The sequence below is a fragment of the Nocardioides sp. genome, from assembly GCF_034670285.1.
In the GTDB taxonomy this organism is placed as follows: domain Bacteria; phylum Actinomycetota; class Actinomycetes; order Propionibacteriales; family Nocardioidaceae; genus Nocardioides.
The window spans coordinates 1-10,489 of record NZ_JAXMNS010000095.1 but is presented as its reverse complement, the minus strand read 5'-3'; the positions used below and the strand labels follow the sequence as shown (position 1 = coordinate 10,489).

General features: G+C 71.6%; 11 protein-coding genes. 10 read left to right on the top strand and 1 reads right to left on the bottom strand.

Features of this window, described 5'->3' with window-relative positions; translation table 11 throughout:
* Positions 1-60 precede the first annotated feature (60 nt).
* On the top strand, positions 61-423 hold the full coding sequence (locus VOI19_RS06785) for a single-stranded DNA-binding protein (RefSeq protein ID WP_323792200.1): 363 nt from the start codon (positions 61-63) through the stop codon (positions 421-423).
* Here the strand turns inward: VOI19_RS06785 and VOI19_RS06780 are convergent.
* Positions 344-1,447: a DUF1015 family protein gene (locus VOI19_RS06780; protein ID WP_323792199.1), complete on the bottom strand. Its 1,104-nt coding sequence runs from the start codon at positions 1,445-1,447 to the stop codon at positions 344-346. The genes VOI19_RS06785 and VOI19_RS06780 overlap by 80 nt on opposite strands.
* Before the next feature lie 126 nt (positions 1,448-1,573).
* Here VOI19_RS06780 and VOI19_RS06775 point away from each other — a divergent pair, with 126 nt between their 5' ends.
* The 9 genes from VOI19_RS06775 to VOI19_RS06735 all read left to right on the top strand — a co-directional run.
* Positions 1,574-2,599: an HAD-IIA family hydrolase gene (locus VOI19_RS06775; RefSeq protein WP_323792198.1), complete on the top strand. Its 1,026-nt coding sequence runs from the start codon at positions 1,574-1,576 to the stop codon at positions 2,597-2,599.
* Entirely contained in the window at positions 2,596-2,823 is a 228-nt protein-coding gene (locus tag VOI19_RS06770; protein WP_323792197.1) for a hypothetical protein, read from the top strand. The genes VOI19_RS06775 and VOI19_RS06770 overlap by 4 nt, the downstream gene beginning before the upstream one ends.
* A gap of 7 nt (positions 2,824-2,830) precedes the next feature.
* Positions 2,831-3,670 carry a TlyA family RNA methyltransferase gene (locus tag VOI19_RS06765; RefSeq protein ID WP_323792196.1) on the top strand — a complete coding sequence of 280 codons (840 nt, stop codon included), beginning with the start codon at positions 2,831-2,833 and terminating at the stop codon, positions 3,668-3,670.
* The gene (locus tag VOI19_RS06760) at positions 3,667-4,641 is read left to right on the top strand and encodes an NAD kinase (RefSeq protein ID WP_323792195.1); all 975 of its coding nucleotides are present in this window, start codon (positions 3,667-3,669) and stop codon (positions 4,639-4,641) included. Before VOI19_RS06765 ends, VOI19_RS06760 begins: the two co-directional genes overlap by 4 nt.
* Positions 4,638-6,320 carry a DNA repair protein RecN gene (gene recN, locus VOI19_RS06755; protein WP_323792194.1) on the top strand — a complete coding sequence of 561 codons (1,683 nt, stop codon included), beginning with the start codon at positions 4,638-4,640 and terminating at the stop codon, positions 6,318-6,320. Before VOI19_RS06760 ends, recN begins: the two co-directional genes overlap by 4 nt.
* A gap of 78 nt (positions 6,321-6,398) precedes the next feature.
* Positions 6,399-8,060 carry a CTP synthase gene (locus tag VOI19_RS06750; protein ID WP_323792193.1) on the top strand — a complete coding sequence of 554 codons (1,662 nt, stop codon included), beginning with the start codon at positions 6,399-6,401 and terminating at the stop codon, positions 8,058-8,060.
* Between the two features lie 3 nt (positions 8,061-8,063).
* Entirely contained in the window at positions 8,064-8,660 is a 597-nt protein-coding gene (locus VOI19_RS06745; protein WP_323792192.1) for an NUDIX hydrolase, read from the top strand.
* A gap of 10 nt (positions 8,661-8,670) precedes the next feature.
* Positions 8,671-9,798, top strand: a complete 1,128-nt coding sequence (ald, locus tag VOI19_RS06740) for an alanine dehydrogenase (protein ID WP_323792191.1) — start codon at positions 8,671-8,673, stop codon at positions 9,796-9,798.
* 6 nt (positions 9,799-9,804) lie between these two features.
* Positions 9,805-10,489, top strand: a 685-nt coding sequence (locus tag VOI19_RS06735; RefSeq protein WP_323792190.1) for a site-specific integrase, incomplete at its 3' end; no start/stop codon positions are given.

Below are 10,489 nucleotides of genomic sequence, written 5' to 3'. Positions count from 1 at the left end.
GCTCGCGGCATCCACGGGCAGTGCTGTCCTCGCCAGACTCGGCGCAGGAGGTGATGGTCGATGGCCACACGAGAAGATGCCGTACTCGCACCGCTCAACGAGGTGCGCCTGGTGGGCCGGGTCGCAGCGCCGGCACAGGAACGCGCGATGCCGAGCGGTGACGTGCTGTGCACGTTTCGGGTGTCGGTGACACGTGACGACAACGAGGCCGGTCGCGCAGCCGGTCGCCAGCGCGTTGACTCGCTCGAGTGCGCGACCTGGAGTGGGCGTGTACGACGTTCGGCCCGGGCTTGGCAGCCCGGCGACGAGGTCGAGGTGCGCGGTGCCCTGCGACGCCGGTTCTTCAGAACGGCAGGCGGGACCGGATCGCGGGTCGAGGTCGAGGTGACGTCGGCTCGTCGTCTTCGTCGTGCACAAACCTGAGCATCACGCCGAGCGGCGGCTTCGGTTGGAAGGAGGTCGCCTTCTCGGGGAACAATCGCCCGTCGCGCACCACGTTCTCGATCTGCTCGAATCTCGGTGCGGGCAGCAGCACGGCGGTGCCGGACTCGGTGCCGGCCAGTCCGAGCGCCTCGGCTGCGCTGTGGTGGTGCGTGACCCGGTGGGGGCCGTGGGCGAGCGCCGGCACGATCCGGTCGTGGAGCGCCTCGATCTCGAGGGTGTCGGCCCGCTCGCCGAGCTCGAGGGTGAGCCATCGGGCCTGATCGGTGGCCACCATGGTGCCCGGCGCGAGACAGGCCATGGCGTGAGGCTGACGCACCAGGCGCGTGGGGATCCCGACAGTGGCCGCAGCCGAGGCGACGTCGTCCAGGCTCGACCCGTGCAGGACCCGATGGATCGCGCCGAGGAACAACGGGGTGTCGCCCTGGTCGACGATCATCGCCAGTCCGCGGTCGAAGCCGCCCCCGGGATGGCGTTGTTGCAGCCGTAGGTAGGCGGCGTAGCGGTGATGACCATCGGCGATCACGGCCGTGGTCGGGGCCAGGTGCCCGGCGATGGCCTCCAGGAGCTCCGGGTCCTCGATGGGCCAGATGCGGTGCGTGTGACCCGCCCGGTCGACGAAGGTCACCGGGGGCGGGGTGTCGCGAACGGCAGCAAGGAGGTCGCGCAGCGCTACGGGGGAGGTCTGCACCAGCAGGATCGGGGCGGGGTTGAGCCCCATCTGGTGCATGCGACCCGCCAGGTCGTCGGCCTGGGCCGGGTAGATGCCCTCGTGCGGGTGGATTGCGCGGTCCTCGTGGCCACTGGCGCGTCGCGAGACGTCAAGGGCCCCGACGAGCCCGCGGATCGTGACGCCGTTGGTCGTGTACTCGTGCAGCTGGAGCGCAGCGGTGGGCTCGTGGACGAGGTAGCCGCGTTTCTCCCAGGTCAGGAGCCTATCGGCGACCCCGCTGAACGGCCGACCGAAGAGCCGTGCGGAGGCCGGGTCGCTCACCCTCGAGGGCACGAGTCGAACAGCACGAAAGGGCGCGAGCACCAACGGCCCGGCGACATAGGGAGGTGTCACTACCGTCCCGGTGTCCATTCGGATCACGATACGGGGCCGATCCTGAGCGCGTGCCAGACTGGCGGCGTGTTGAACGCTTCCCCCGACGCGCTGACCGACCACTACGACCTCGCGATGCTCGACCTCGACGGGGTGGTCTACATCGGCGGCGAGGCCGTGCCGGGCGCCGCCGACCACCTCGCTGCGGTGCGAGCGGCAGGGATGCGCTGCGCCTTCATCACCAACAACGCCGCACGCACGCCCGACACCGTCGCCGCGCACCTCACGGACCTCGGCATCGAGGCAGCTGCGGCCGACGTCGTGACCTCGGCCCAGGCTGCGGCTCGCGTGCTGCGCGATCGCCTCGGTGAGGGCGCGCACGTCGCCGTCCTCGGGGGAGCGGGCCTGCTGGCGGCCGTCACGGCCGAGCACCTGGTGCCAGCAGGCCTGGACGACGAGGCGGAGGCCGTGGTGAGCGGCTACGGGCCCGATGTTCGCTGGTCGGACGTGATGCGTGCCGCCGTCCGCATCCGCGACGGGCTCTGGTGGGTGGCGAGCAACACCGACGCATCCATTCCTACGCCGTTCGGCGTGGCCCCGGGGCACGGAGTCCTGGTCGACACCCTGCGCCGGTTCTCCGCCGTGGAGCCGGTCGTGGCCGGGAAGCCCGCGCGACCCCTGCTCGACGAGACGATCCGACGGGTAGGAGGAGAGCGTCCCCTCATGATCGGCGACCGACTCGACACCGACATCGAGGGTGCCCGGGCGGCCGGCATCGACTCGCTCCTCGTCCTGACGGGCGTCAGTGGCCTCGCCGAGGTGGTCGCTGCCCGTCCCGAGGAGCGACCGACCTACGTGGGCGTCGACCTCGGCGCGCTCCGCGCGAGCCACGCAGCACCGCAGGAGCGCGACGGGTCGTGGCACGCAGGAGGCTGGCGGGGGAGCACCGACGGCGGACGCCTCGAGGTGAGTGGCGAGGGCTCGGTGGATGACTGGTGGCGGTGCGTGGCAGCAGCGGCCTGGTCGTACCTCGACACCTCCGGTGCGGTCGCCGACGTGTCGGCCCTGCGCGTGCCGACCGACGGCGTCCGGCCGGTAACCTCGGACGCATGAGCGAGGAGCAGCACGCCGAGACCTGGGACGACGACTCCGACGTGATGCTCGAGCGTCCCGCGGCCACCGGGCTGCCCCGGATCGACGCCGTGGTCGACGCTGTCGCGAGCATGGGCTCGGTCGACCTGAGCGAGCACGTGCGGGTCTACGAGCAGGCCCACCGCGAGCTCCGGTCCGCTCTCGACGACCCCGACGCCGCTGCCGCGGTCGTCGAGTCCGCCTAGCCCCGCCGTGCCACCGCGTCGTCTGCGTCTGGACGCCGAGCTCGTACGTCGGGGTCTCGCCCGCTCGCGTGAGCAGGCCGGAGAGCTCGTGCACGCCGGTCGGGTCAAGGTGTCCGGTGCCGTCGCCACCAAGCCCGCCACGGGCGTGACGACCGACGTGGCGATCGTCGTCACCACCGACCCGGACCGCCCCGACTACGTCTCCCGTGGCGGCCACAAGCTCGCCGGCGCCCTGGCTGCCTTCCAGCCCCAGGGTCTCGAGGTGGTCGGTCGCCGCTGTCTCGACGCGGGCGCGTCCACGGGCGGCTTCACCGACGTGCTGCTGCGAAGCGGCGCGCGCGAGGTGGTCGCGGTCGACGTCGGCTACGGGCAGCTGGCCTGGTCGTTGCGCAGCGACTCCCGCGTGCACGTCTTCGATCGCCAGAACGTGCGTGAGCTCACCGCCGACCTGATCGACGGTCCCGTCGACGTGGTCGTGGGTGACCTGTCGTTCATCTCCCTCGAGCTGGTGCTCGACGCCCTGATCGGCGTCTGCGCCCCCGACGCCGATCTCGCCCTGATGGTCAAGCCACAGTTCGAGGTGGGCAAGGACCGTGTCGGCAAGGGTGGCGTCGTCCGCGAGCCGGAGCTGCGCATCGAGGCGGTCGCGGCCGTCGCCGCGGCCGCGGCGCGACGAGGCTGGGGAGCCCGCGCGGTGACGGTCAGCCCGCTGCCCGGACCGTCGGGCAACGTCGAGTTCTTCCTGTGGCTGCGCCACGGGCCCGCTGAGCTCGCGGACGACGCGATCGCCGAGGTGGTGCACGGGGCCCGCGGCCTGGGGGTGGCGGGTGAGAGGCTTGACCCGTGACCGCCCCCGACGTACGACGCGTACTGCTCCTGGCCCACACCGGGCGCCCGGCAGCACGCTCGGTCGCGCGCTCCTTCGTGGCCGGACTGACGGCGCACGGACTCGTCGTACGGCTGCTGGCCAGTGAGGCCAAGGACCTCGGCGTCGAGCCGGGGGAGTTCGCACCGGCGCTCGAGCTGACCGAGTCGGAGTCCGAGGCCGGCCGCGACTGCGAGCTGGCCCTGGTCATCGGCGGTGACGGCAGCATCCTGCGCGCAGCAGAGATCACCCACAGCGACCGCACGCCCCTGCTCGGGGTCAACCTCGGCCACGTCGGCTTCCTCGCCGAGGCCGAGCCCGAGGAGGTCGAGTCGACGATCGAGGCGATCGTGAGCTCCCGCTACACCGTCGAGGACCGGTTGACCCTGGACGTGCAGGTCACGCTCGACGGTGCCGTGATCGCCTCGACCTTCGCGGTCAACGAGGCCAGCGTCGAGAAGTCCGCGCGCGAGCGGATGATCGAGGTGCTGGTCGAGATCGACGGCCGCCCGCTCTCGCGCTGGGCCTGCGACGGGGTCGTGTGTGCGACCCCGACCGGGTCGACCGCCTACAACTTCAGCGCCGGCGGCCCGATCGTCTGGCCCCAGGTCGAGGCGCTCTGCCTCGTGCCGCTCAGCGCCCACGCGCTGTTCGCTCGACCCATGGTCACCGGTCCCGACTCCGTGATCGCGATCGAGGTCGTCGAGCGTCCCGATGGCGCCGCGGTGCTGTGGTGCGACGGTCGCCGCACGGTCGATCTGCCCCTGGGGGCCCGCATCGAGGTGTCGCGGGGCTCGGAGCCGGTACGGCTGGCGAGGCTCCACGAGGCCCCCTTCACCGACCGGCTGGTGGCCAAGTTCGGACTACCGGTGCAGGGCTGGCGCGGCGAGGGCGCGCGGCGCCTGCGCGACAGCGCCGACGCACGTGATGAGACCGAGGGGGAGCAGGCGTGATCGAGGAGATCCGCATCAGCCAGCTCGGGGTCATCGACGCATCGTCCCTCGAGCTCGGGCCCGGCCTCACCGTCATCACCGGCGAGACCGGAGCGGGCAAGACGATGGTCGTCACGGCCCTCGGTCTCCTGCTCGGTGGCCGCGCCGACAGCGGTGCCGTGCGCACCGGTGCCAAGCAGGCTCGGGTCGAGGGAGTCATCCGGGTGGGCGAGCTCACCCACTTCGCCGACGCGGTCGAGGAGGCCGGCGGCGAGGTCGAGGACGGCGTCGTCGTCCTGGCCCGCAACGTCGCGGCCGAGGGCCGTTCGCGCGCCTTCGTCGGTGGGGCGTCGGTGCCCGTGGCCACCCTCACCGAGGTCGCCCAGCCCCTGGTCGCCGTGCACGGCCAGTCCGACCAGCACCGACTGCTGCTGCCGCGCGCGCAGCGCGACGCCCTGGACCGCTTCGGCGGGGCGCCGGTCGCCGCTGCGCTCGGCACCTATGTCGAGCTCTACCGCGAGCTCGCCCAGACCACCCGCGAGCTCGACGCGGTCGTCGCCACCGCCCGCGAGCGCGCCCGCGAGGCAGACCTGCTGCGCTTCGGCCTCACCGAGATCGAGGAGCTCGACCCCCAGCCGGGCGAGGACGTCACCCTCGCCGCCGACGAGTCACGGCTGGGTTTCGCCGACACCCTGCGCACCGCCGCCGAGCAGGCCCGCGAGGCCTTGTCCAGCGACACCGGCGGCGCCGACGCGCTCGCCACGACCTCGGCAGCGCGCGGCTTCCTCGACGGCGTGCGCGACCACGACCCCGAGGCGGCCGGCCTGGCCGACCGCCTCGCCGAGATCACCTACCTCGTCAGCGACGTCGCGGCCGACGTGGCGTCGTACGCGAGCCGGGTCGAGACCGATCCGGCCCAGCTGGCGGCGACGTCCGAGCGCCGTGCGGCCCTCGTGGCCCTGACCCGCAAGTACGGCGACACGATCGACGAGGTCCTCGGGTGGGCCCGCGACGCCTCGCTGCGACTGCTCGACCTCGACTCCACCGACGAACGCATCGCCGAGCTGACCGCTCGTCGCGACTCCCTGGCGACCCAGCTCACGTCGTCGGCAGCCGAGCTCTCCTCCGCGCGCCGCGAGGCGGCCGGGCGGCTCGAGCGTGAGGTCACCGACGAGCTCACGCTGCTGGCGATGCCGCACGCGGTGGTCACGATCGACGTCACGCCCGTCGAGCCGGCCGCGCACGGCGCCGACGACGTGGCGATCCTGCTGGCCGCCAAGGCCGGCTCCGACGCGCGTCCGCTGTCGAAGGGTGCATCGGGTGGTGAGCTCTCGCGGGTCATGCTGGCCCTCGAGGTGTCGCTGGCCGGAACCAGCCCGGTCCCGACCTTCGTGTTCGACGAGGTCGACGCCGGCGTGGGCGGCGCCGCCGCGGTCGAGGTCGGACGACGCCTGGCTCAGCTCGCCCGCACGGCCCAGGTCCTGGTGGTCACCCACCTCCCGCAGGTCGCGGCGTACGCCGACCGGCACGTGCTGGTGCGCAAGTCGCAGGACGGCACCGTGACGAGCTCGGGGCTGACCGTGCTCGACGACGCCGAGCGGGAGCAGGAGCTCTCGCGGATGCTGGCCGGCCTCGCCGACTCCGACACCGCTCTGGCGCACGCGCGCGAGCTGCTCGAGGTCGCCCGCGCCAGGGACTGACCCCGCACGAGCCAATCGGGCGATCCTGGGATAGCATGAAGTTCCGTGAGGCAGCCGGGATCTGATCAGTCAAAGCACGTGTTCGTCACTGGAGGAGTCGCCTCCTCCCTGGGCAAGGGACTGACGGCCTCGAGCCTGGGTCGTTTGCTCCGTTCGCGCGGGTTGCGGGTGACGATGCAAAAGCTCGACCCCTACCTGAACGTGGACCCGGGGACGATGAACCCGTTCCAGCACGGCGAGGTGTTCGTCACCAACGACGGAGCCGAGACCGATCTCGACATCGGTCACTACGAGCGGTTCCTCGACACCGACCTGAGCCAGATCGCCAACGTCACGACGGGGCAGGTCTACTCGAGCGTCATCGCCAAGGAGCGCCGCGGCGACTACCTCGGCGACACCGTGCAGGTCATCCCGCACATCACCGACGAGATCAAGGACCGCATCCTTGCGATGGGCGGGCCCGACATCGACGTCGTGATCACCGAGGTCGGTGGCACCGTCGGCGACATCGAGTCGTTGCCGTTCCTGGAGTCGGCGCGTCAGGTGCGCCACGAGATCGGTCGGGAGAACTGCTTCTTCCTGCACGTGTCCCTGCTGCCGTTCATCGGACCGTCCAAGGAGCTCAAGACCAAGCCGACCCAGCACTCGGTCGCCGCGCTGCGCCAGGTCGGCATCCAGCCCGACGCCGTGGTGTGCCGCGCCGACCGCGAGCTGCCGGAGTCGATCAAGAACAAGATCTCGATGATGTGCGACGTCGACCAGGAAGCCGTCGTGTGCGCGGCCGACGCACCGTCGATCTACGACATCCCCAAGGTGCTGCACCGCGAGGGCCTCGACGCCTACGTCGTACGCCGTCTCGACCTGCCGTTCCGTGACGTCGACTGGACGCTGTGGGACGACCTGCTGCGTCGGGTCCACCACCCGAAGGAGGAGGTCACGATCGCCCTGGTGGGCAAGTACATCGACCTCCCCGACGCCTACCTCTCGGTCGGCGAGGCCCTGCGGGCCGGCGGCTTCGCCCACGAGGCGAAGGTCAACCTGCGCTGGGTCCCGTCCGACCACTGCGAGACCCCGGCCGGCGCCGCCAAGGCGCTCTCCGACGTCGACGGCATCTGCGTGCCCGGTGGCTTCGGCATCCGCGGCATCGAGGGCAAGCTCGGCGCGCTGACCTACGCGCGCACCCACCAGATCCCCACCCTCGGCCTGTGCCTGGGCCTGCAGTGCATGGTCATCGAGTACGCGCGCTCGGTAGCCGGGCTCACCGACGCGGCGTCGACCGAGTTCGACCCCGACTGCGCCGAGCCCGTCATCGTCACGATGGAGGAGCAGAAGGACTACGTGGAGGGGGCCGGCGACCTCGGCGGCACCATGCGCCTGGGCCTCTACCCGGCCGAGCTCGAAGCGGGCAGCATCGTGCGCGAGGCGTACGGCGAGGCGCGCATCGAGGAGCGGCACCGTCATCGCTACGAGGTCAACAACGCCTACCGCGACCAGCTCTCGGAGGCCGGCCTGGTCTTCTCCGGCCTCAACCCCGACCTCGGTCTCGTCGAGTTCGTCGAGCTTCCCCGCGAGGTGCACCCCTACTACGTCTCGACCCAGGCGCACCCGGAGTACCGCTCGCGGCCGACCCGACCGCACCCGCTGTTCGCGGGCCTCGTCGGTGCCGCCATCGAGCGTCAGAAGGAGCTGCGGTTCCCCATCGACGAGTCGGGCCTGCGCCGCGAGTCCGGCGACGACTGACGCATGAGCGACCAGCCGCTGAAGGACATGCCCGAGGCCTGGCCCGTCGTCGAGTCGACCTACCTGCACCAGGACTCCTGGGTCGTCTCGTTGCGATCCGACCGGGTGCAGACCCCGGACGGCGCGGTGGCGCGTCGGCTCACGCTCGAGCACCCGGGCGCGGCCGTGGTGCTGGCGGTCGACGACGACGAGCAGGTCTTCGTCCTCCACCAGTACCGCCACCCGGTCGGACGTCGTTTCGTGGAGATCCCCGCCGGGCTTTGCGACGGCGAGCCGGGGGAGGACCCGCTTCAGGTGGCCCAGCGCGAGCTGCGTGAGGAAGCCCAGCTCGCCGCCACAGACTGGACGCACCTCGCCTCGTCGTACGCCTCGCCGGGCATCAGCGCGGAGATCCACCACCTCTACCTGGCCCGCGGGCTCAGCGCGGCCGACCGCGGTGACTTCGAGCTGCACGCCGAGGAGGCCGACATGACCTCGCGGTGGGTGCCGTTCACCGAGCTGTACGACGCCGTGCTCGACGGCCGGGTCGCCGACGGCCCGGTGATCCAGTGCGTGCTTCTCGCGCGCGCCCGTGGACTCGTGGGGGGTAGCGGGGGTTAGGGTCGGTCTCGTGAAGATCGGTGTCCCCAAGGAAGTCAAGAACCACGAGTACCGCGTGGCCATCACCCCCATCGGCGTGCACGAGCTGACGTCGCACGGACACGAGGTCTTCGTGCAGACCGAGGCCGGGCTCGGGTCGGCGATCCCCGACGACGAGTACGTCGCCGCGGGCGCCACGATCGTCCCCGACGCCGAGGCGGCCTGGGGCATCGCCGGTGGCATCGACCTGGTGCTCAAGGTCAAGGAGCCGATCGCCTCGGAGTACCCCCTCATGCGCGAGGGCCTGACGCTGTTCACCTATCTGCACCTGGCTGCCGACAAGCCCCTCACCGAGGCGCTCATGGAGCGCCGGGTGACGGCGATCGCCTACGAGACCGTGCAGCTGCCCTCGGGCGGGCTGCCGCTGCTGTACCCGATGTCCGAGGTCGCCGGTTGCCTGGCGCCCCAGGTGGGTGCCCACGCGCTGCTCAAGGCGCAGGGCGGCCGCGGCGTGCTGCTCGGCGGGGTCGGCGGCGTGGCCAACGCCAAGGTCGTCATCATCGGCGCCGGGGTCTCGGGCCAGAACGCCGCCAACATCGCGCTCGGGATGGGCGCCGACGTGACCCTGCTCGACACCGATCTCGACAAGCTGCGGATGTCGTTCTGGCGCTACAACAACAAGGTCCACGGCCTGGCGTCGTCCAAGCTCGCGATCCAGCAGCACGTGCGCGAGGCCGACATGGTGATCGGCGCCGTGCTGATCCCCGGTGCGGCCGCGCCCAAGCTCGTCTCCAACGAGCTGGTCTCGGAGATGAAGCCCGGCTCGGTGCTCGTCGACATCGCCGTAGACCAGGGCGGTTGCTTCGAGGACACGCACGCGACCACTCACGACGACCCGATCTACTCGGTGCACGACTCGATCTTCTACTGCGTGGCCAACATGCCCGGCGCCGTTCCGAGCACCTCGACCTACGCCCTGACGAACGCGACGCTGCCCTACACGGTGGCGCTCGCCGACAAGGGCTGGCGGCAGGCCTGCCTCGATGACCGCAGCCTCGCCCTCGGTCTCAACACGCACGCCGGAGAGCTGACCAACGCCCCGGTCGGCGAGGCTGTCGGCATCGAGGCACGCGCGCTCGATGCGGTCCTGAACGACTAGGACTCAGTGACCCTGCTCCGCGCCGTACGCACCTATCTCGACCACCTCACCGTCGAGAAGGGACTGGCGGTCAACACCCTCAGCTCCTACCGACGTGATCTCAACCGCTACCTCGCCTACCTCGGCAGTGCCGGGGTCAGCGAGCTCTCGGAGATCACCGAGGCGACGGTGTCGGGGTTCCTGGTGCACCTGCGTGAGGGCGACGCCGACCACCAGGCGTTGAGCTCGACGTCGGCCGCCCGCACCGTCGTCGCCGTCCGCGGCTTCCACAAGTTCGTGGTCAACGACGGACTGGCCGAGCTCGACCCGGCCGCGGGGGTCAAGCCCCCCACCCCGGCCAAGCGGCTTCCCAAGGCCCTCCCGCTCGCCGACGTCGAGGCGATCCTCGACGCGGCCGGCGCTGCCGGCACGACCCTCGCGCTGCGCGATCGCGCGCTGCTCGAGGTGCTCTACGGCACCGGGGCCCGGATCTCCGAGGCCGTGGGCCTCGACGTCGACGACCTCGACTGGGGCGAGTCCGGCCATGACGCCACCGTGCTGCTGCGCGGCAAGGGCGGCAAGCAGCGGCTGGTGCCGATGGGCTCCTACGCCCGTGAGGCGGTCCAGGCCTACCTGGTGCGCGGGCGCACCGAGCTGGTCGGAGCCGGCTCCGGGGCGACGCAGGGGCCCGCCGGTGCGCTCTTCTGCAACG